This window comes from Paenibacillus phytorum (assembly GCF_013141715.1).
Taxonomy (GTDB): Bacteria; Bacillota; Bacilli; order Paenibacillales; family NBRC-103111; genus Paenibacillus_E; species Paenibacillus_E phytorum.
Genome location: NZ_WHOA01000072.1, coordinates 114,464 through 136,780 on the forward strand (window position 1 = coordinate 114,464; position 22,317 = coordinate 136,780).

At 43.7% G+C, this 22,317-nt stretch carries 19 protein-coding genes; 3 read left to right on the plus strand and 16 right to left on the minus strand.

Features of this window, described 5'->3' with window-relative positions:
* Positions 1 to 71: 71 nt before the first annotated feature.
* A complete protein-coding gene (locus tag GC098_RS09805) occupies positions 72 to 2,330 on the plus strand; it encodes a helix-turn-helix domain-containing protein (protein ID WP_171642987.1) in 2,259 nt (752 codons plus the stop codon).
* Positions 2,331 to 2,381: 51 nt separating this feature from the next.
* Here GC098_RS09805 and GC098_RS09810 read toward each other — a convergent pair whose 3' ends face one another.
* The 3 genes from GC098_RS09810 to GC098_RS09820 form a co-directional block, all read right to left on the minus strand.
* Entirely contained in the window at positions 2,382 to 3,950 is a 1,569-nt protein-coding gene (locus GC098_RS09810; RefSeq protein WP_171642988.1) for an extracellular solute-binding protein, read from the minus strand.
* A 73-nt stretch (positions 3,951 to 4,023) separates the two neighbouring features.
* Positions 4,024 to 4,917, minus strand: coding sequence for a carbohydrate ABC transporter permease (locus GC098_RS09815; RefSeq protein WP_171642989.1), 894 nt, complete (start codon positions 4,915 to 4,917; stop codon positions 4,024 to 4,026).
* 19 nt (positions 4,918 to 4,936) lie between these two features.
* Positions 4,937 to 5,860 carry an ABC transporter permease gene (locus tag GC098_RS09820; protein WP_171642990.1) on the minus strand — a complete coding sequence of 308 codons (924 nt, stop codon included), beginning with the start codon at positions 5,858 to 5,860 and terminating at the stop codon, positions 4,937 to 4,939.
* A 245-nt stretch (positions 5,861 to 6,105) separates the two neighbouring features.
* Here GC098_RS09820 and GC098_RS09825 point away from each other — a divergent pair, with 245 nt between their 5' ends.
* Together GC098_RS09825 and GC098_RS09830 are read left to right on the plus strand one after the other, a co-directional pair.
* Positions 6,106 to 7,038 (plus strand): hypothetical protein, encoded by a 933-nt coding sequence (locus GC098_RS09825; protein WP_171642991.1) that lies wholly within the window; start codon positions 6,106 to 6,108, stop codon positions 7,036 to 7,038.
* Between the two features lie 79 nt (positions 7,039 to 7,117).
* The gene (locus GC098_RS09830; protein WP_171642992.1) at positions 7,118 to 7,357 is read left to right on the plus strand and encodes an NHLP leader peptide family RiPP precursor; all 240 of its coding nucleotides are present in this window, start codon (positions 7,118 to 7,120) and stop codon (positions 7,355 to 7,357) included.
* Between the two features lie 49 nt (positions 7,358 to 7,406).
* On the opposite strand, the gene GC098_RS09835 is transcribed toward GC098_RS09830, so the two are convergent.
* From GC098_RS09835 to GC098_RS09890, 13 genes are all read right to left on the minus strand, one after another.
* Positions 7,407 to 9,305, minus strand: a complete 1,899-nt coding sequence (locus GC098_RS09835; protein ID WP_171642993.1) for an ATP-binding protein — start codon at positions 9,303 to 9,305, stop codon at positions 7,407 to 7,409.
* Positions 9,306 to 9,463: 158 nt separating this feature from the next.
* Positions 9,464 to 10,684 carry an amidohydrolase family protein gene (locus tag GC098_RS09840; protein WP_171642994.1) on the minus strand — a complete coding sequence of 407 codons (1,221 nt, stop codon included), beginning with the start codon at positions 10,682 to 10,684 and terminating at the stop codon, positions 9,464 to 9,466.
* A gap of 59 nt (positions 10,685 to 10,743) precedes the next feature.
* A complete protein-coding gene (locus tag GC098_RS09845; protein ID WP_246358531.1) occupies positions 10,744 to 11,523 on the minus strand; it encodes an ABC transporter permease in 780 nt (259 codons plus the stop codon).
* A 134-nt stretch (positions 11,524 to 11,657) separates the two neighbouring features.
* Entirely contained in the window at positions 11,658 to 12,014 is a 357-nt protein-coding gene (locus GC098_RS39925; RefSeq protein WP_246358521.1) for a hypothetical protein, read from the minus strand.
* 71 nt (positions 12,015 to 12,085) lie between these two features.
* A complete protein-coding gene (locus GC098_RS09850; RefSeq protein ID WP_246321016.1) occupies positions 12,086 to 12,982 on the minus strand; it encodes an FAD-binding oxidoreductase in 897 nt (298 codons plus the stop codon).
* A 20-nt stretch (positions 12,983 to 13,002) separates the two neighbouring features.
* Positions 13,003 to 13,806, minus strand: a complete 804-nt coding sequence (locus tag GC098_RS09855; RefSeq protein WP_171642996.1) for an ABC transporter ATP-binding protein — start codon at positions 13,804 to 13,806, stop codon at positions 13,003 to 13,005.
* A gap of 41 nt (positions 13,807 to 13,847) precedes the next feature.
* Complete coding sequence (locus tag GC098_RS09860; protein WP_312880024.1) at positions 13,848 to 14,669, minus strand: creatininase family protein; 822 nt, start codon at positions 14,667 to 14,669, stop codon at positions 13,848 to 13,850.
* 110 nt (positions 14,670 to 14,779) lie between these two features.
* On the minus strand, positions 14,780 to 15,496 hold the full coding sequence (locus tag GC098_RS09865) for an NAD(P)H-dependent oxidoreductase (protein WP_171642997.1): 717 nt from the start codon (positions 15,494 to 15,496) through the stop codon (positions 14,780 to 14,782).
* Positions 15,497 to 15,504: 8 nt separating this feature from the next.
* On the minus strand, positions 15,505 to 16,884 hold the full coding sequence (locus GC098_RS09870; RefSeq protein ID WP_246321018.1) for an amidohydrolase family protein: 1,380 nt from the start codon (positions 16,882 to 16,884) through the stop codon (positions 15,505 to 15,507).
* 37 nt (positions 16,885 to 16,921) lie between these two features.
* Complete coding sequence (locus tag GC098_RS09875) at positions 16,922 to 18,022, minus strand: ABC transporter substrate-binding protein (RefSeq protein ID WP_171642999.1); 1,101 nt, start codon at positions 18,020 to 18,022, stop codon at positions 16,922 to 16,924.
* 777 nt (positions 18,023 to 18,799) lie between these two features.
* On the minus strand, positions 18,800 to 19,756 hold the full coding sequence (locus GC098_RS09880) for a 3'-5' exoribonuclease YhaM family protein (RefSeq protein ID WP_171643000.1): 957 nt from the start codon (positions 19,754 to 19,756) through the stop codon (positions 18,800 to 18,802).
* A gap of 96 nt (positions 19,757 to 19,852) precedes the next feature.
* On the minus strand, positions 19,853 to 21,028 hold the full coding sequence (locus GC098_RS09885) for a stalk domain-containing protein (protein WP_171643001.1): 1,176 nt from the start codon (positions 21,026 to 21,028) through the stop codon (positions 19,853 to 19,855).
* 76 nt (positions 21,029 to 21,104) lie between these two features.
* Positions 21,105 to 22,316, minus strand: coding sequence for a VWA domain-containing protein (locus GC098_RS09890; protein ID WP_171643002.1), 1,212 nt, complete (start codon positions 22,314 to 22,316; stop codon positions 21,105 to 21,107).
* Position 22,317: the final 1 nt, after the last annotated feature.

Here is a 22,317-nt window from a genome sequence, read left to right on the forward strand (position 1 = left end):
ATTTCAATTCGGATGATAAGGTAGATATACTTGGCATCACTGTATCGGTTAGTCCGTAAGGGGGGCACGCTGTGAATTTAAAGATTTCGGGAGATAATCGCAAACTGTATATTAAGCTTTTGCTTAGTACTATTTTCGTTACAGTTCTGACTCTGCTTGTATCCTCCACCATATTCTTCGTTAATTACAGAAATATCAATCTGAACCAAGTGTATCAATCGGACTTAGAGAATTTAACCCAAACGAGCAGAGAAGTCATCTCCATGACGGAAAGTGCGCAATCGCTTACATTTCAAATGTACCGGAACGGTAATATTAGTAAATTAATGTTTTATGAAAATCCGGATATTTATGACACCACAGCTGCAATGAGAGAAATGAACAATTATTTGAATTCCATGCCTTATATCGAATCGATTTACGTTTACAATCCAAAAGCGCCAAATGTCTATATTGCGTCAAACAAAGGTCAGAACGGCTTAATGTCCAAGGCGGAGCTCGTTGATAAAGACATCTTGAATGTCCTAGATCACTTCCAGGAATTCAAACCCTTCGTGCCCATTCCGCGTACTTATTTAAAAAATGCAGACAGTTCACAGAAAAGCAACGTCTACACCTATCTATGCTACGATGCCATCGGCAACAACAATGCTTTGAATTCAGCCATTATCGTGAACATTACGACAGACTGGATTAATAAAGATATCGGCAAACCAAGTGGGAACGAACCAAGCAGTTCGTTTATTCTCGATAATACAGGCAGAATGCTTACAGGTGATCAACCCATTAATTCTCTAGCCCTGGCGTCTGATTCCGCGATAACGAAGCAAATTATGAGCAATAAGGGCTCCGGATATTTCGTTGGCATGGCCCAGGGCAAGAAATCCTTAATTTCCTTTACAGCGCCTGACACGCTGGAATGGCGTTATATTCGTATTACGCCATATGAGAATATTACGAAGAAATTAAACAAGATTCGTACAACCACCATTTATATTGGCATATCGATTCTTGTTGTAGGATTGCTGGTGTCATGGTTGTTATCTCGTAAGCTCTACGCCCCTATTAATCGTATTGTCAATAAAATGAAATCACTGGAATCAGAAAAACGAAATTCTTTGTTTACTTTAAAACAAGATTTACTGCGTAAACTGCTCCAAGGACATGAGCCTATTACATCTAAAATAATGAGGGATAAGCGCAGCGAACTTGGCATTTCCTTTGACTTCCAAAGTGATTATCGACTTGTCTTGCTTCGTATCGATCACTTCCAACCCTTTCTGCAAGCCCATCAAGACGATCTTCATGTATACAAATATGCCATTATGAATATCAGTTCGGAAATCGCTTCTCAAGCCTTCCAAGTGGAAACTGTGGATATCGGTGATGACGGCACTGTGCTTTTCATTAATGCTCGAAATATTCCCAGCGACGGGGATCAGAGCATGCTGCAAACCCTATTAAAGCAGATTCAAAAGGCGGTCAACGAGCTGCTAAAAATCAGCTTATCCATCACATATAGTCCGCTAAGCTCTCAGCCTCAAAGCCTAGTGCCCATGTATCGCAAGGTTGTAGAAGCTTCCGAACACCGTCTGTTTCTTGGATCAGGCTGTCTCATTGCTTCGCAGGAGCACCAGTATCCAGAAACGGCTGACTACATGTTCACCGTTGAGAAGGAGAAGAAACTGATAGATGCTTTAATGGCTGGCAAGGTTGAAGAAGCTAAGAAGTTGTACACCGTCATCATTGAGGAAACAAAGCCTTATCCGATTAGTGTATTCCAATCAACCCTTTCACGATTAACCATCACTCTTAGCGGTGTCATGCATACGATTCTCAAAAACAATGCCCTCGATATCGCCAGCGGATCGCAATTATCCAGACATGCACTGGCGAAGCTGGAAACGACCCAAGAGATTGAAGCTGTTTTTTTCGAATCGTTCGATGAAATTAAGAAGAAACTCGATGATAAGAGAAGCATGAAACAAGATGATCTTATCCGTAAAATCAATGACATGATTGAGCTGCATTGCGGGAATTCAAACTTATGCTTAAACTGGATCGCGGATGAGATCGATATGTCGCCGATCTACATAAGCCGCGTCTACAAGCAGAATACAATGAAGACCGTTGTCGATGTCATCAATGCCATGCGCATGGATCGAGCCAAGGATTTGCTCAAACAGTCTGACCTTCCAATCTCTGATATTGCTGAACGCATTGGCTATACCAATAGTTCGTACTTCTATCGCATGTTTAAGAAAAACTTTGGTGTAACGCCTACCGATTACCGGAAAACTGGTTTATTGGAATCAGATAAACAAGCGTAAAAAGGATCGCCCTGCACATATCATGCTGCAAGGCGATCCTTTATTTGTGTTTTATTTAATTCCTTTATCACTTACATATTGAAGCCATTGCTTCTTGTACTCTGCCTGAACTTTTTCTAGACCTGCCTGTTTGGCTTTCTCCATAAATGTCTTCATACCCGCTTCTACATCGGCGACAAGACCGAGCTGCAGCGGCCATAGGTACTGCTTCTCAACTTGCTCCAACGCTGCTTTCTCCGCTTGGTAGGAGCTGAAGTCTTCGGCAAAGCCAGTGAAGATATCCGGTTTTTGAATTTTATCGAGTTCTTTGTAGATGGCTTTAACACCATCAAAGCTTTTCTCGAACAACATCAGCTCCGGGTTACGCCATGCCCAGCTGTTCATAGCCTCGCGCGGGAAGCCATTGGAGTTATTATCACCAATCATTTTGTAATAGCCATTTTCAACTTGGAAGTTCTTTCCTTCAATGCCATACGAAGTGAGCCAATTATATGTTTTGTCCGTGACCATTTTCTCATAGAATTCTAGAGCCCGCTCTGCGTTCTTACTGCTCTTCGGAATAGCAAAGCCGTTATGAATTGGATGTACAGGCTGTGCATACCCTTTGGCGATCGGGAATGGATAGTAATCCAGATTCCAGTCCGGATGTGTTGATTTCATTTTGTTCAAGGAATCATTGAACCGAGCTGGATTATCTCCGAATTCACTTGCTGCTTTCCCGCTTACAAGCTGATCCCACGTGGAGTCTTTGACGTTCAGTACGTTTTTCGGGATGAAGCCTTTATCCATCCAACGTTTGGCGATTTTAATGTCGCCTAAGTGTTCATCTGACCCCCAGTAGGAGTAAGGCTCTCCAGGTTTATTATAGTTGATTCCAACACCGTAAAGTGGAGCACCTGCGCTGTTATGAACGACGTCTCTTAGGCCATTAATAATCAGATTGCCATCTCCGCCACTAGCGAAAGGCAAAATGTTAGGTTCATTTTTCTTGATGCCATCCATGTAAGCCTCGAAGGTTTCAATCGAAGTTGGCTTCGGCAAATTGTACTTCGCTCTCAAATCTTCGCGCCAAACGAAACCATTAGTTACGTATTCCTTAAAAGTCGCCGGTACCGTGTAAATTTTACCGTCGATTTTCACAGCCTCCCACATGTCCTTTGGCACATATTTGTTCAAGGTGGGTGCTGCTTTGGGAAGAATATCATCGAGCGGCAGGAAGGCACCTTTTTTGGCATAGGATTGATATTGCGTCCAGTCTGCTGTGAAGATTAAATCAACTTGCTGACCAGAGGAAAGCAGAAGCTTATACTTTTGATCCCAGTCCGTCCATGTTGTGTAGTTAAATTTAACGGTTGTGTTCAAGTCTTTCAAAGCAAGCTTGTTCACTTCGTCCTGAATAATTTGAAGATCTTTGGGAGCATTACCGAGCATATAGAACTGAAGCTCTACCTTGTCTCTCTTAGGCGCTTCAGCCTTCGCTGATGCCGCTGGCGCAGCCGCGCTCGCTGCTGGTGCAGCGGTTTCTTTCTTAGGCTCTGTAGTGCTGCAGCCTGTAAGAGCAGTGATAACTAATGCCCCCGAGAGTATAGCAGAGAATCGATTGGTTGCTATCATTTTCATGTGAATCCTCCCTTTATAATGTTTGTAATCTATGTCAGCCGAGAAGGTTTGCTAGTTTGCTCCTTCTACGGTTCTAACCTTTGACAGCACCGATTGTCAATCCCTTCACAAAATAACGCTGAACGAACGGGTACAGGAAAAGGATAGGTCCTGTTACGACAATGGCCATTGCCATCTTCGTCGATTCCGTCGGCATTTCACCCGTCATCACGACACCAGTGCCAGCACCCATTTGGGACACAAAACGCATCGTATTGATAACGTTATACAAGTAGTATTGCAACTCATACTTGTTCGGATCGTTGATGAAGAGGGAGGAGAGCAGCCAACCGTTCCAATAATGAAGCGCCAAAAATAAGCCGACTGTTGCGATGCCAGGCATTGATAATTGAAGCACAACGCTGTAGTAAATCTTGAAATCGTTCGCACCGTCTATTTTGGCAGATTCAATCAATTCCTCAGGAATTGCTGATTTAATGAAGCTTCGCATCAAGATGATGAGGAATGGACTCATAAGTCCCGGTAATATAAGAACTGCGTAGGTATCCGTCAGCTTCAAGTAGTTAGCCAGCAAAATATACCAAGGCACCAAGCCGCCACCGAACAGCGTCGTGAAGTAAATATAGAAGGAAAAATGATTGCGATACTTAAAATCCTTGCGTTGCAGGACGTAGCCTGCCATTGTCATCAGGAATAAACCGATAAAAGTTCCCAATAAAGTAACTAAGATGGTCACACCGTATGCTTTGAGCACCTGCTCAGGAAACCGAAACACCGTTTTGTAACCTTCTATGGAGAAAACTTTAGGAATGAGGTGGTAACCACTGCGGATAATCGACTCATTCTGTGTAAGTGATGCCGAAATAATCATCAGAAAGGGAAATAAACAAATGACGAAAGAGAAGATAATGACGACATAAGCAATGGTTTGAAACAAATGCGTGTATTTCTCATCCTTGACTCTCAAGTGCCCAGCACCCCTTTTCCTAAAATAAGGCGTAATCGTCGTTAATTTTCCGAATGATGTAGTTGACGGAGATGATTAAGATAAACCCAAACAACGATTGATAGAGACCAGCTGCCGTTGCCATTCCTACATCAAAGGTGACCTTCAATGAGCGATATACATACGTATCGATAATGTCTGTCGCATTAAACAAGATCCCGTTATTCCCAATTAACTGATAAAAGAGATCGAATTGTCCCTTCATGATGCTTCCCAAAGAAAACAATAGGAGTACAACAAACGTAGGCTTCAGCATTGGAATGGTAATGTGCCATACACGCTGAAAGATATTAGCTCCATCGATTTTCGCTGCTTCATAATACTCCTCGCTGATCCCCGTAATCGCAGCCAAATAGATGACCATGCTGTAGCCGAGATTTTTCCATAGATAGAACAGGATGATGAGGAAAACCCAAGCCCATGGCGTATTGTACACATCGACTGGATTCGAGCTCAGCTCTTTCAATGTTGTGTTTAGAAAACCGCTCTCATAATTAAATAAGTTGTAGACAATGACACTTAAAATTACGAAAGAAATGAAGTAAGGCAAGAACATAACGGACTGAGCAATTTTCTTAAACCATGCGCTGCGGATTTCGCTAAGCAAGACGGCACATATAATTGCGAATACATTACCGAATAGAATGAAAGCCAAATTATACCCCAGCGTATTGAGCGTCAATTTCATTAAAATGCCGGATTTCCAAAGAAAAGAGAAATTGTCCAAGCCCACGAATGGACTCCCGAACAAACCCGCATTGAAATCGAACCTCGTAAACGCATAATAGATACCAACCATCGGAATGTACGAGTTAATGAAGAAGAAGATCAGTGTCGGCAGCAGCATAAGAAACATGATTTTGTTCGTCATTAATTCATAGAGAAAACCTCGTCGTTTAACCATGTATGGATCGATCCCCCTCAAGCAATATGTCTTGAGATGATCATAAATCGGGCAGCAGATATTGGATAGTGAAGCCTGCCGAAGGTATGTGAACTATGCTGTGAAAGATGAAGTGAACAATATGAACTTCAGTGAACAAGAGCGAATAATTGCGTTGTTAAATCGGGGAAAAATACTAATTGTATACGCTATGAATTCGTGCTAGGCTAGTTTCAAGAATATACCAATAAAGGGGATAATGACCTATGAACTGGTTTCTTGCTCATGAGAAAGATCTTGCTGACGTATTTGCAGAGGCAGAAAGCATTATTAGCGCATTTCCAGCACCGTTAGATCACCTCGGACTAGCCTATCTAGCTACATTTGACGGGAGAAAAGAAGAAAGCACTAAAAATTATATCTGTTATCTTCTGCCGTATTGGATGAAGGACATCAGTGAACTGCCACCAGAGTCGATGAATAAACTCTCATTAGCGAATGTATTCGTTATGCTCTACTATTTTATACAAGACGATATCATGGATTCAGCCAAAGGTGAGCATAAGGACAAGCTGCCTCTAGCCAATTTATTTCATATGCAGTTCCTATCCATCTATAGAGAAATGTTCCCTGCTGGGTCGCCTTTCTGGAGTTACTATGAGACTTATGTCACGGAATGGTCTGAAGCTGTTTCCAATGAGCAGCAATCCGATTACTTCCATCATGACATTGGCAAAGTCGCTAAGAAAGCAAGTCCAGTCAAAAATGCTAGCACAGGCGCTCTTCTATTAGCAAACCAAGCTCACCTTATCCCTGTCGTCACGGAGGCTGTTGAACAAACGCTTATCACTTTACAAATGCTGGATGATTGGGCTGACTGGGAAGAAGATCTGGAAGAAGGTTCTTACAACTGCTTATTAGCATCACTGCGTAAGCATATGCAGCTTTCAACGGATAGTACGGTATCGCCTGAAATGGTGAAGCAGCAGTTGTATGTACATGACTTTCTGGATTTCTATGGACAAATCGCCATTACTCATCATGAGCAATTACTAGGTTTACAAATATCTATGACGCAAATGATCAATTTCCATGATTCGCTTGTGCAAAACATTCAAAAAGTAGCCCTTGAAATCAAAGAAAATAGAAAAATGTTAACATTAGGTGGATTCTATTATTTTTTGTCGAAAACTAGTTAATTTTGATAGATTATTCTGAATTTTCATGCTATAATTTTTTTGTAGGAAAAATTACCCAATTGACAAGGAGTGATTAGTAATGTCGACCAATGGAATTTTAAAAGAGAAAATTATTCAAAAAGCTTGGGAAGATGAAGCATTCAAGAACCAACTTATTGCTAATCCCAAAGCCGCGCTAAAACAAGCATTTAACATCACTCTTCCTGATGACATCAAAGTTAAAGCGGTTGAAGAGACCTCAACTGAGTTTGTTCTCGTCATCCCTACGAATCCCGCGAAAGTATTAGTTACTACGCATGCTGTTGAAAGTATCTGGTAAGAACAAAATATAAAAGAGGTGCCACGCATTTACGCGTAGCACCTCTTCTTTATTTTACAGCTATTGATGGAAACCTAAGGACTACCTCGGTACCAACGTATTTTTGACTTTTAAATTCAATGTGTCCCTTCATAATTTCAATAATTCGAAAAGTAACCATGAGTCCTAATCCGGTCCCCTTCGTTTTCGTGGAATAGTAAGGCTCTCCTAATTTGGTTAACTGCGCAGGTTCTATTCCTTCTCCATTGTCTTTGAAATGAATATATACTTCTCCATCTTTCTCATATGCCCATATATGAATCTGGCCATCAACCTGAAAGGCTTCGATACTATTTTTGATAATATTTATAAGCACTTGCTTCAACTTTGATGAATTCCCTTGTATAAACAAATCATTAGGAACACTAACCGTAATCCGCCCACCATGTAATGTGGCTAATGGTACAATAATACCTTCAATTTGACTAATTTCCTTCGAAACATTTAAATCAACGAGTTCATCCAGCTGTGGCTTTGCAAATGTCAGGAAGTCCGTAATGATTAGCGAAGCCCGATCTAATTCTTCTATCGCTATTCCCATGTATTCTTTGTTCTTATCATCTGTTCTAGCTGCGACAAGCTGTAAGAATCCTCTCGTTACTTGCAAAGGGTTTCGCACCTCATGCGCGACAGATGCCGCCAACGAGCTTATCATCTCCATCTTATCCGAGAGCTGAAGCTGATGGTTGTAAAACTCTAATTCCTTAGAATAGTTGATCATATGCTCCTGATTGATTGCAAAGCGTCTACCTAATATAACAATGAGAGCAATTATAAATCCTACTACGCCCCATTTCCACAAGAAAAATTGATATTTTTGAGAACTGGCATAGTAGCACATTAAATCTAGGACACTCATTAGAGCCAATATGGCAAAACCGGTTGAAAAAATAACAGCTTCCTTGTTCCCTCTTTTCACGAATACAATGGATAAGCCAATAATTAAAATGAATTGAATAATCATAATAGACCCCAAAACGGTAACAGACGCAAAGAAATACGCTTTGACAAATCGATAATCATTGAGTTGATTAATAAACATAAAGGCAATTGAAATAGCGGAATAAATAATCTGGAATTTCCTAAACGCTCTAATCCACTTAAAATTCCCATTATCAAATATTTTTTCAAAGAAATAGGTGAGTGTTGGTAAAAAAACAGCAAGTGAAAAATCAAATAAATCAAGAAATAGGTCGCCATAACTCGTGAAATTTGCGTACATGAAAGGCGAATACGTAATAAAAATAGTTCCTAGAGCTAAAATAAGTAAACTAAGTGAAATCCAGCTTGCAAGTTGAATTTGCTTCAAAAAGAAAGAACATATCAGCATAATCGCTGCAATAAAAAGAAATGCACAGCCTAGAATGATGTTCTGCAAATCCCGAAATATAAATGATCGAGTCAAAGCTGAATAATGATCCAGTTTAATTTCTGAATGTAAACCCAAGCGATCCATCGATGTCCCCAGCTTTAAATATACGAACTCCCCCCCATCTTCACTACCTACAGGAAATAAGCTTCTCTGTTCATCAGTTGGAAAATCAAAGTTTATTTCTCGAACTAATCGATCACCAATATATACCCAGAGTTGCTGGGCATATATTTGTTCAATGTAAATGCCATAGTCTTTGGGTACATGAGTCGGAAGCTGAAATCGAACCCATGCCGAAGAAATATCTTTCGGTTTCTCGGGAGGCATGTCGCCATTCCTGACTGTTATCCATTTATTTGTAGGTGAGGGAATCACAACATTATCAATTCCTTCAGCTGAATTACTCCACAATATACTCCACGCTGGAATCGGTTTCAAATCTGTTTGCTCATCGGCATAAGTATGGGAAGACATGAAGCCACAACAAATAATCATAACCAACATCGTTTTCCAGAATACTCGAGATATCCGTTTCATTCATTTTCCTCCCCCGAAGAAAACTGTAAGTAATTAACAATATAATAAATTCGACAGGTTTTAATGCTTTCCTTCTTATTTACCGGTTAACATATGAAAAACAAAACTTAAACAACCCCCTGCGAAATAACAACAGGGGGTGCTGCTTCTTGTATAAATCATAGTGTAGTGAACAACTGACTCCTTGCAGGCACAGTTTCAGCAACAATGCGGCCTTGGCTCACAACGTACCGACAACTTGGCTGTTCACGAACAAGATCCATAGCATCATCTCCAGGCAGCAAGATAAAGCTGGCAGGATGGCCAATCTCGATCTCGTATTCCTTGAGCTGCAGGGTGTTCGCTGCACGTGTCGTGATCATACGCACAAGCTCCGCCACTTCCTCGCGCCCCGTCATATGTGCTAAATGAGCAGCGATGTGAGCTGCTTGCAGCATATTCCCTGTACCCAGCGGATAGAAAGGCGTCTGAATATCGTCATGCGCGATGCTAACATTAACGCCGGCCGTCCATAATTCCTTGATCCGGGTAATGCCTCGACCTTTGGGATAGCCGTCGTATCTCCCCTGCATAGCACTATTAATGAGCGGACAGCAAACAACATTCACACCCGAGCGCGCCAGCATTCCCTGCACCTTCTGGTAATAAGCTTCCCCATAATAGGCTGCAGCGTTCGCATGTGCTGCTGTTACTCGCTCGCGCAGTCCAGAACGAATCGCAAGATTGGCCACGCTTTCTAAGAACGTGGAGTGTGCAACGTCCATTTCATCGCAAAAAACATGGACGAAACAACCATACTTCTCTGCTAGATTGAAGCAAATTTCAAGCGATAATAGTCCTTCCTCACGCGTAGGCTCTAAATGCGGAATCGCTCCAATGCCGTCTGCGCCAAGCTCCAATGCCTGCTCCAGACGGCGTTCATTATCGGGACAGGCGCGAATTCCATCTTGGGGAAACGCGATAACTTGCAGGTTCATATAAGGTTTTACGCGCTCGCGCAAGGCAAGAAGTGCACGTAGAGCAGTCAGATTCGGGTCGGAGATATCTGCTTGGGTACGCACATGCAGGATACCGGCAGCCATCTGCATCCGAAGCACCTTCTCTGCTCGCTCGGTGACGTCTTCGAAGGAGAGCGCTTGTTTCCGCTTTTGCCATAATCCGATGCCTTCGTACAGAGTACCGCTCTCATTCCAAGCGGGCTCCCCCGCTGTTAGGACGGTGTCCAAATGAATATGGGACTCCACAAACGGAGGGAGCAGCAGGTGACCAATCCCATCGATTTCGCGTTCCCCTTGTTCAGCAATACTTCCAAGCATGGCGATTTTGCCGTTTTTTACACCAATATCTACAAGACCTCGGCTCTCCGAATGTTCAAGCATACGCACACTACGAAATACAATATCCAGCAACCGACTCACCTCTTTACCTTGGTGCCATTTTAGTTATCCTTTTTCATCTCGGATTCATGCCACGAACTAAGCAGCCATTTGGCGAAAGCGTTGACTAATAGGAAGAAAATAATGCCCAGTGCTGATGCTGAAAGTCCACAAGCGAATAAATAAGGTGTTTTTAAACGAGCAGCTGCATACGTTATCGCATAACCAAGTCCGCCTTGTCCTCCGCCAATGCCAGCAATGTATTCACCGACAATAGCCCCTACTACGGATAAGGTACAAGAAATTTTCAGACCGGCTACGATATAAGGAAGGGCAGCAGGTATGCGCAGCCTCCACATCGTTTGAATCGCATTCGCATTGTATAAATAAAACAGGTTACTCATATTTTGATCTGTGGAATTTAGACCAATTAACGTATTCGAAAGCATCGGGAAGAATCCGATTAAGAATGTAATAATGACAATCGCATTCACACCCGCATCGAACCAGATCACAATGAGAGGGGCAATGGCGACAATCGGAATCGTTTGTAAAATAATTGCATATGGATACACACTCTTCTCAATCCATTTGGAGCTTGCCAATAGAATAGCACCAGTAACTCCTAATATAATACTGAGAAAAAATCCAAGCACAGCTTCCAGCGTCGTTGTCCTTACAGATACCCATAGTCCATGCCTGTTTTCAACGGCTGCTGCTACGATATCGGAAGGCTTTGGTACGAGGTAAACAGGAGCTTTCACTAAATAAGCAATGAGTTCCCAGCCTCCGATGAAAACAACAAAGGCAACTAAGGATGGCAAAAGATTCTTAAGCAGCATCAGGAGTCGACGCCCTGGCGAAGCCCCATCTTCCAATCGATTAGCCCAGGCTGCCCGTTCGCGGGCAGGGAATATTTCATCCGGTAGTATTTGCAGGTATTTAGAATCTACAGCCATTGTACGTCCCCCTTCATTTACATCTCATAAATGATTTTCCCTGGATTGAGCAGCCCTCTTGGGTCATTCTCACGTTTTTTGCGCTCCATGCTGCCAACTTCACCACGTCCGCCATGATCTAACACCCAAGTATGAGGATCAAATATTTTCACGCCGATGGATTCACAATAGTGAATGATCTCGTATAAGCGTTCTTCGCTTTCAAAGCGAACAACCGGAAGCGAATTTGGGGAGATTTCCCCACCGCTTCGTACCCATTCAAAATGCAAGTAAACTTCATCCCCATATTTGTCTTTAATCTTCTGGATCTGTTCCATATAGCAATCCAGCTTAAAGCCAGCTTGCAGATACGTCATGGAAGAGTCCGTTTTCATTGCCCATAACGTCGTATGATTCCATGTAAAATCCGATACCCCGATCGTTTTCCGGTAATTCTTAGCCTCAATCAGATGGCCGATGTGCCCGCCATGACTTTGGGTAAGGGCAGTGAATCCTCAGCGAATTCAAGCATGACAGCGGCCATACCCGACTTAATCACTTTGGCAAACGGAACGAAATACGAGGGAATTGGCCATTCCATCGGAGCAATGAGTCGTTTCAGAATAGCTTCCTCTCTGGCAAGAGCCTCACCGAATCGCATCGACTGCTCGAAGGTGTCGAAATTAGCAATAGCCTGAGCCCACTCGGTGCGAGGAGAAAGCGGGATGGTCACCTCAGTCAAAATACCGGTCGTCCCATAATTATGAATATAATCAAATAAGTCACGGCCTTGGATAACCAAGCGCTGCGGAGATTCTTCCATGGTGTAAATGACGGCTTCCAGCACATTGCCATCCCATAGGTTTCCGTGGGTAATCGAGCCGATTCCGCCGGAACCACCACTTACAAAGCCGCCCACCGTCGCTTTGACATAAGTACTGGGGTAAATGCGAATTTCTTGCCCAACTTCGCGAGCCTTTTTATCAATGACACCTAGACGAACTCCACATTGTAAACGAGCATATCCAGGTCCGATTTCAAGAATTTCATCCATTCGGCTTAAATCTAAGACAATACCGCCCTGCAGAGGGACCGCCTGACCATAGTTACCTGTACCAGCTCCACGAACCGTAACAGGAATGTTATGGCGGTAACCAAAGGCTAATACTTCTGCCACCTCGGCCTCATTGTGCGGTATGGCAACGACATCGGCCGCCTTCATATTCTGCAACTGCCGATTTAGTACAGGAGAGTACCAGTAATAATCTTTAGAGAGCTTTTCTCTCGTTTCGCCATCGACAAACACGATTTCTTTAGCTAGCTGCTCCTGTATCTCTTTCTCCCAGCTAATATTCATGGCCATGAACTATTCACCCTTTCATATCAATGATCCAAAGCTGCAGATACTTCACGAACTAAATCACTGAACTGAGTCGTTGTACGGAAGCTTTCATCTCGTGGAAAAGGGACAGGGATATCAAGCCTCGCCGATATTTTACCTGGACGGGGTGTCATCACAACAACACTTGTGGATAGGAAGACCGATTCGAATACGTTATGCGTGACGAATAGCACGGTCATGGATTTATCCTGCTGCCAAATATTGAGCAGCTCCATCTGCAAGGTTTGACGCGTAATTTCATCTAAGGCGCCGAAGGGCTCATCCATGAGAAGCAGCTTAGGTCTCGAAATGAGGGCACGCGCGATGGAGACACGCATCTTCATTCCTCCAGAGAGCTGTCTAGGCAGCACCTTCATATAGTCCTTCAAGCCGACCAGCTCCAACACGCGCTGAGCCTCTTCTTTCTGTGTCTTCTTATCTACACCGCGCAATTCAAGCGGCAATCTTACGTTAGCTTCTACCGTAGACCAAGGCAGCAGCGTATGATCTTGGAAAACAAAGGCGATATCACTTTGTTTGCGCGCTTCTTTGGGCGTCGTTCCGAAAACATCTAATGTCCCTTTACTCGGCTTGGCAAGACCTGTGATCATCTTGAAAATCGTTGATTTCCCACAACCAGACGGACCGACAAAACAAAGGAACTCCCCTTCTTGTATGGTTAGATTCACATCCTGCAAGGCAATCGTTCCATTAGGATAAGTCTTAGACAGATTTTCCATACTTACGAATTTAAGGCCAGATTCATGTGAATTGGATGTATAGATCAGAGAAGAATTCATAGCCATTTACTTCATCTCCTGTATTTGATTTTTGGAACTTTCCTCCGTTATTGTTCCTTTTTCAATGACTTCATTTCAAAAGCTTGAAAGGTGAGCAGCGCCTCGGCGATATAAGCGCCATACCTTTCGGTCATCGCATGCCCTTTCTTTATCGTTGCTTGCGTGGCATCACCTGAAATGCCTGAATGAGATAAATCATCCATCACCCAAGCAAAAGCACGATTGCGAAGGCCCAAATAACGCGAATCCGGGTAATTCGGATATTCCGTAGGAGCCAGCTCCATATGAACCCAATGGGGCATAGCAGACATCACTAAGGAAGTTTCCATGTCACCCGCATGAATACCAGCCTGCTTCTCCAGCGGCGTTATCCATTCATCAGCGGCACCGAGTCCGCCCGGATCTAATCGAAATACAGCCAGCCCCGTTTCAATACGGATTTCCCGGCCCATCATATTTAATAAATCCGTGTTGCCCCCGTGTGTGTTCACTAGTACTAATTTCTGAAATCCGCTTTTACTCAGGCTTTTCGCTATATCCATCACAACAGCCATTAAGGTAGTTGCGGATAACGTTATGGTCCCTGGATGGCCAAGGTGCTCTGTACTTTTGCCATACGGAATGGCCGGCAGCAGCCATATATTCGCATCATCGGGAAGCTGTTCGAAAGCCTCGGTCAAGAGCACTTCGGAGATTAACGTATCGGTAAACACTGGCATATGCGGACCATGCTGCTCAATCGCGCCAACTGGCAGAACGATGAGCGCATCATCTTTGGGAACCTGAGCAACCTCGAGCTTACTTAAGCGGGGAAAAAAGCAGCGATCCCACGCCTTACCTTGATAACGATTGAATGACAAGTTCAGCACCTCCAAGTGAGTGGACATTATAGTACGCATAAGCTCTTATAAAAAAAGATCCAGACTCAAAGTGAAGAGCGGATCTTAAGCTTTCAAATTAGCGTCGTTCAAAATTAAGCTTATCTTGCTTGGAATAGCTGTAAAGCAGCGGCTACATCAGCAACCCTCTCTCCTAATCGAGCTGCCATCAGAAGCTCTCTTGGATCCGGAGATAGCGAACTATCCGGCCCAGCCAATGTCGATGCCCCATAAGGCGAGCAGCCAATCGCATCTGCAGTTAAATATTCGGGATTCTCCGAATAAGGCAGTCCCACGAATATCATGCCAAAATGAAATAAGGGAACCATTGCAGTTAAAATAGCGGCTTCATGTCCGGTATGAATGGAAGCAGTACTGTTAAAAATACCAGTCGGTTTTCCTTCCAAAGCACCTTCGATACAAAGCTCTCCAGCCATTTCAAGAAATAGCTTAACTTGGGCAGGCATCGTGCCATAATACGTCGGAAATCCCCATAGAATTCCATCTGCCCAACGCAAATCATCATTCGTTGCGATAGGAATATCCTGCTGCAAAGCTTGCGTAGCTTCATATTTACTGTAACGATCTGTTAAGCGGAATTGCTTGGAAAGCGTCGCTGCACTTGCTAAGTTCTCATTTCCCGCTCTCGGGCTTTCTTTATCTTGCTGAATAACACGATTTTGAGCAGCAATCATTTCTGAAATGCGAACGATCCTAACCTGATGCGCTCCGGATTGGCTAGCTCCATCTGCAACAGCCTGAGCCATTTGAAATACGTGACCGAATGCGCTGTAATAGATGACCAATAGGTTAGCCATTAAGACGCTCACCCTTTCGCAAATTCATGTTTATGGAAGGATACATTCTCACTTGCCTCTTGCCAATAATGAGCTAAGGTCTTATCCTGCCACTCTGCTTTATTTGCAGCCATTCGCACAAAGCTTCCTTGACTATAAACCCAACGGCGTTCAGGCAGCATGGTAAAGAGCTCTTCCGGCGTACTTCCGTCTATGATAATAAAATTCGCATGATGACCAGCCTTTACCTCATAGGAAGCTAAGCCGAGTACCTTGGCGGGCACATCTGTGATCATGCGCAGCAGTGTGCGAAGATCATCTGGTCGCCCCATATGAGCGGCATAAGAGCCAATAAGAGCAATTTGCAATAAATCGCCTCTGCCAAAAGGGTGAAAGGGATCGTGAATATTATCAGAAGCCACGGCAATAGGAATGCCTGCTTCCCAGATTTCCTTCAAACGAGTTACACCACGTCTAACGGGGAATCCGTCATGCCTTCCTTGCAAATACAAATTAACTGCAGGTAATGAGACTGCTTTGAGCCTCGCGTCAGCCATGCGCTCAATGATGCCGTGAGCATCCTGATCCGTCATCGAAGCTAACGCACATAAATGATCGACAGTAACTCTTCCTGAATAGCCCTCTGATTTTGTTCGTAAAGCGATATGATCGATTGTGCGCATAGCTGGATTATCTGTTTCGTCACAATGAAGATCTATCGGCACATCATATTTCTCTGCTAATTTGAATATGTAATCGATATCTTCCTTAGGGGTTGAGGACAAATGCGGTGCTCCACCAATCCCATCGACGCCCATCTTTAATGCTTCCTCTACGGCATCAACATCTAGTGACATGAAATTGTAGGGACACATCGGAAACAACTGCAAGCTGATATAAGGCGCTAAGGCCTCTTTAGCTTCCAAAGCTGCCTGAATTGTGCGTAGAGCTACCTCTCGTGAGGCTCTCAAATTAAAATCAAGATGTGTACGAATGTGCATTGTGCCAAATGACAAAGCTTGCAGAGCAGAACGCATGATTCTTGATTTAATCTCATTTTTGGTAAAAGACGGTGATGCACTTGAGTAATTGCGTACGGCCTCTTCTAATGTCCCGCTCCAGTTCTCAACCGAAGTTAGCGAGAAAGATTTGTCTAAATGCATATGAGCATCTACGAAGCCAGGCAGTAGTATTTTTCCTTCAAGATCAATGAACGAGACGCTCGATTCGCCTGTGCCAATCTGCAGTTTCCATTGTTCCAGCGACACGGCACCAGAATGAGCAGCATTAGCTTCTTGCTTCTGAATCTGAGTCCAAACGCCTTCACGAATCGAGAGACGAAACAAATGCCCCTCATCCTCCATTGGCAATCGAACGTTCACTAAATCCATATTCATATTAGAAGCCAATGCCGCCACCCCCTGATTATTTTCTATGCTTTATCTCTTACTTTTTAGGTAAAAATTGCGTTGTGAACACTTTGTCGATGTTCTCTGCTGTTTTCAGAACACCCACATCAACAAGCTGCTTCTGAACTTCTGTCCAGCGCTCTTTGGTCATTACTCCTGTTCCCTTGGTTGCTGCATCTCCGCCGAATACAAAATCCATCTCTTTAGCAGCGCTATATTTCATCATATCTAAGCCCATATCTGGATTCTTCACTTGAATGGAAGGATTGATCTCCTCGGAATGATCCTTGTAATAATCCCAGCCTTTAACCGTAGCTTCTACGAAAGCTTTCACTTGGTCTGGATGTTCAGCAATCATTTTCTCCGTAGTGAAGTATACGCCAGCATAAATGTTATAACCGGAATCGGCAACCAAGAGCGTGCCGTGCTCTACCTTTTGCTGAGAAAGAGTGAACGGTTCAGAAGTTACATACCCTTGCGTAAGAGCTTTTGGATCGCTGACAAAGTTAACTAATTGACCTGTGTATTTCATTTCTTGGGCACTGTCTAATTTGTATTTCTTCTTAATAAATTGCCAGAAGCTGGCCGTTGAAGCCACATATACCTTATGACCGTTTAAATCACCAAAATCTTTAATCGCAGCATCTTCTTTATGATAAAACACAGCTTGTGGACTCTTTTGCATGGAGGTTGCGATAGCTACAATCGGTATACCCTCTTGTCTGGCTACTAGGATATCATCACCATTGGCCATACCGAATTGCGCTTTGCCTGAAGCGACGATTTGTGTAGAAGAAACCTGCGGACCACCCGGCATGAGCGTCATATCAAATCCAGCGTCTTTGTAGAATCCTTTGGCCAAGGCCGCAAAGTTCCCGCCATGTTCTGGTTCGGCGAACCAGTTTAAAACAACAGTTGCAGGTACGACTGCTTTGGTTGCTGTCGTTGCAGCCGGTGAAGCTGCTGGAGCAGTGGAAGCCGTCGTTGCAGCCGATGGTGCTGTAGATGGCGCTGACGTTGAAACCGATGAGCCCGCATTACCGCATGCGGCGAGCATACTTGAGATCATAACTAAGCTAATGGACAAAACAACTGGGCGTTTCGCTGCAAGCGGATTAGTAAGATTAAATGGTTTCATATTAAACTTCCCCTCCATATTTGGTTTTCTCTACAAAAGAACTTATCAATCTTTAGTCAAATATAGAGTTGATGGCCTGTTCAAGTCAACGAATAGACTAACGTTTTGTATTATCACACAATAAAAGTACGTCTTTTTATTACTTTTACAAGAATTATTTTAGAACAACACACTAATATTGCACGAAAGGCGAACATTCACTTATACCGTACCAACAACCACGCCTAATTCTTTCAACCAACGACGGTACTCAATGGAGAAACGGAACTGTGAGAAAAGAAAAAAAACGACTTATGCAAAACAATCTATATCCAAGAGAGTGATGCTTAAGATTCGCTAGCTTACACCTAAAGTTGTACATTGTACAACTTTAGGTGAGATAATCCGCGTTTTGCACACGATTGTTGTAAAAAATACAACAATTCTAGCCAAAGGTAGCTCTTTAACCTATAAAAGGGCTAAATTGTTGTACAACATACAACATCCCTTAGCTTACCCAGGAGAAATCAAGGAAATTGTTGCACGTTGTACAACTTGCCTTTCTTATTCCTCATTTCTCCCAAAAACCAAGAAAACAAAACACCAGGAAAATATAGTAAATTACTTAACCATTATGCATTCACAATTCACTCAGCCCAGCAAAATCCATAGTTTACCATGCTAAATAGGGAATAAACTTCAACGTACCCCTAACCTCCAAACAAATAAATAAATATAATTACAAAAAAAAACTGCGCGAGCATCCGTGCTCACGCAGTTTTCGTTATTTAATATAAATTATAAGTTCAAACGATACATCGCCTTATTTTCTAGTCCGCGGATCATTGGCGTCCATGCTTCTGTCTCCGGTGTTGTCATCAGAGTATCCTCAACCATCTGGAGCTTCGCATCCATCGAATCAATGTAATGTAAAGCAACAGCTTCTGGAATTTGAGGCAGTACAGGACTCCCCCATTCTGGCAAGTTGTGGTGGGACAGCACAATATGCTGCAGACCAATGACAACATCGGATTGGAGATCAATCTCATGATGCAAGGCAGCTTCCGTAATCCAGTTCGACGCCATCGAGATGTGTCCGAGCAGCTTTCCTTGCACACTATAATCAGAAACGATCCCTAGCTGCGCGATCATTTCTTCGGGTTTGGCAATATCATGCAAAATGATGCCCGCTTTAATTAAATCGGGATTGAGAAATGGCCGCTGTTTACAAATAAATTCACCAATCTCCAGCATCCGTACAATATGATAAGCAAGGCCGGCGAAATAGGCATGATGATGCGTTTTGGCAGCAGGGTAATGGTTTAGCTTCTCTTCAACTTTGGTCACACAGAATGAAACAATCGACTTGATGGCCGGATTCGTAATACTTTCCAAAACTTGATTTATCGTATGAATAAGATCGATTGGACTAATCGGTGCTGAACGAATGAAATCCGTAATATGTACGCCATCCTCTGGCAGCGCCTTGCGTAATCTACCGATTTTCACCTGTAGTTTATCACGATAGGTTTGAACTAAGCCTTGAACTTTGACCAACGTCATCGGGAAAAATGTTTCTTTATCGGTCGCGCTAACATCCCATAGTTTTGCAGAGATCTGCCCACTAGCATCGCATAACACAATGTCCATGAAATCTTTGGCAGGCGTGGTATTCGTTTGTTTAACTTCTAATTCTTTAATGAGGTAGTAGCCTACAAACTCTTCTGGTGCTTGCAATTGCTTAATTAACGTCATTTTAGTTCCTCCATATGTCATTAGGAACATTATACTACGAATAGGATCGAATTAATTAATAGAAAATGATAGAAATTTGAGAAAGTGCTGCTGTTCTCACTCAAAGTCTTTTACTGTCAGCATCCTGTTGCGAGGTATCTCGCTCATCGGCTTTCCTAATTTTGCCCCGACCTTTTCACGAAATGAAGCGTCACTTTCGATTTTGCGAAGGAGTTCATAAGACACTAACAGCCGAATGTCCTGTTTATCCATTTTCAAATAAAATTGTAATCCGTATTTTCGATATCCAAGCTCATCTTTTAACATTTCTGCAAAAGGAACCGCTTCCGGCTTAACTTCGACTTCCAACCCGGTATTATTGATATATCTCATGGCCAAAGTTTTGGGCCCACTCTGCTGTTCAAGGGGGAGGTGGAGGATAACAGCAGAAGAAGTGTCTACCCATTCGACTTCATAACCAAGCTTTTCTGCGATCGCGCGTAAAGGGACAAAGATTTCTTCACCCGCTACAAATGCTTCCGGATGTTCCTTTAGGGTTTCACTTTTCACTTTGATTTTAATATCATTATACGCTGCGCTAATTTCTTTAGGTGCCCCTCTATGGGGAGCAAGGAGGGCATTGGGATCTGGCTCTTCGAATTCTAAACGGTTCGTTGTATCGATGACAATTTCATTCTTATCCTCATTCCAGTTCGCCGAATGCCAAAGTGTATCGTTGAAAATGGAAAGAGGAACATAAATGGAGTTGTTCGTTATGAACGACTTTTTCGAGTACCCTCTATCATGATGTTCAAAAAATATCCGGATCTCTCCCTGCCTGTGGGCAAGAATAGTCTCCGTGCGGGGAGGCTTAGGTTGTTGTTTCTCAGTCCTATCTGAGAGCCAATGCGTCAGCTTTTCTGCTCTTTCTGTACTAAGAAGATGCGTATCAAATACACTAACGTAAGGTAAATCCCATCTCTGGGAGTAAAATAAATAGGTTTCTCCAACTTCGATACCAGCACCGCATTGGTCCGAATCATCATTGGTCAAAACAAAGGTCGGAGACTGCCCCTTGAACACTTTATCTGGTTCCACCATTGCCGCTTTCTGCGAAGGATACACGGCATCCACGCTCGTGACTTTAGCCGTAAAGATCGCACTCGCTTCCAGAAAATCTTCCTCAAACGTTGTCGGCCCGCGGGAACAAGCATACGCCCTAGGCGTCATAAAGCTGATAAACAGACCCAGTAAACAAACAAAACACAACAATCCGTGAATCCTACCTTTCAAGAGCGCACTCCCTTTCCTCCAAAAATACTACTCATTGAATTTACGCTTAGGACTGTTCGGCTGCTAGCATTATAAGCTATATCCCCTTACCATGCCTCACCTTCTCCGCAAGCAACGCAAGATCATGCCCTTTTAATGCACCTTCAATGAATTCGGGGAGCTTCTCGGGAGAACATCCGAAACAAGGGATACCGTATTGAGCCAGTTTTTTAGCGACAGCATCGTCATAAGAAGGCACGCCCTGGTCAGATAAAGCGAGTAAGCAGATCGTCTTCACTCCAGCTTGATGCATGTCGACAAGCCTTTGAATCATCTCTGTCCGATTGCCGCCTTCATATAAGTCTGAGACCAAGATAAACAACGTTTTCTTCGGCTCCGTGATAAAAGGCTCGCAATAAGCGATGGATTTGTTAATATCCGTTCCCCCGCCAAGTTGAATCCCAAACAGCATATCTACGGGATCTTCTGCACACTGCTCACTTAAATCAACGACTTCGGTGTCAAAAGCAACCACTCGCGTGTCCAGAGCCGGCATACTGGCGAAAATAGAACCAATAATGGATGCGTAAATGACAGAGCCCGCCATCGAACCGCTTTGATCAATATCCAGGATGACCGTCCACTCTTTGCTCCGACGTGCTCGGTCAAAGAAGTAGACTTTTTCGGGCAGCAGGAGACCGCGCTCCACGTCGTAGTGCTTAAGATTTTTGCGGATGGTTGTGTTCCAGTCCAGTCCCGTGGACGACGGCAGCGGCGAATGCTGCCTGCGATTCAAGGCACCAGTAACTGCTCGGCGCAGATCCTGCGAAAGCCGCTTCACGATTTCATCTACAACGGCCTTCACTAATTGCCTTGCTGTTTCTTTCGTTTTCTCCGGTATTTTCCCTTTGAGCGCCATTAATGTGGCTACCATTTGGATGTCCGGCTTCACTTGGGAAAGCAGCTCCGGCTCGAAGAGCAGCTGCTTCAATCCTTTGCGCTCAATGGCATCGGATTGAATGACGGAGACCACGTCCGGCGGGAAAAAGGTGCGGATATCGCCCAGCCACTTGGCAAGCTTCGGGGACGAAGGCCCCAGCCCCGCTTTGCGGGGACCGCCCACGTTCGATCCGTCATCAGCACTAATGCCGGATGTCTCATCATAGATCGCGGCAAGCGCCTCATCCATGAGTCTCGACTCCTCGTCGAGCATTCCATCTCCAGCGCCAAAAGACTGCAGCTTCTCTTCGGAAGCAGCACCTAGGATCAACCGCCATCGCTTCAATTGTTCTTGATCTATCATGGTCATA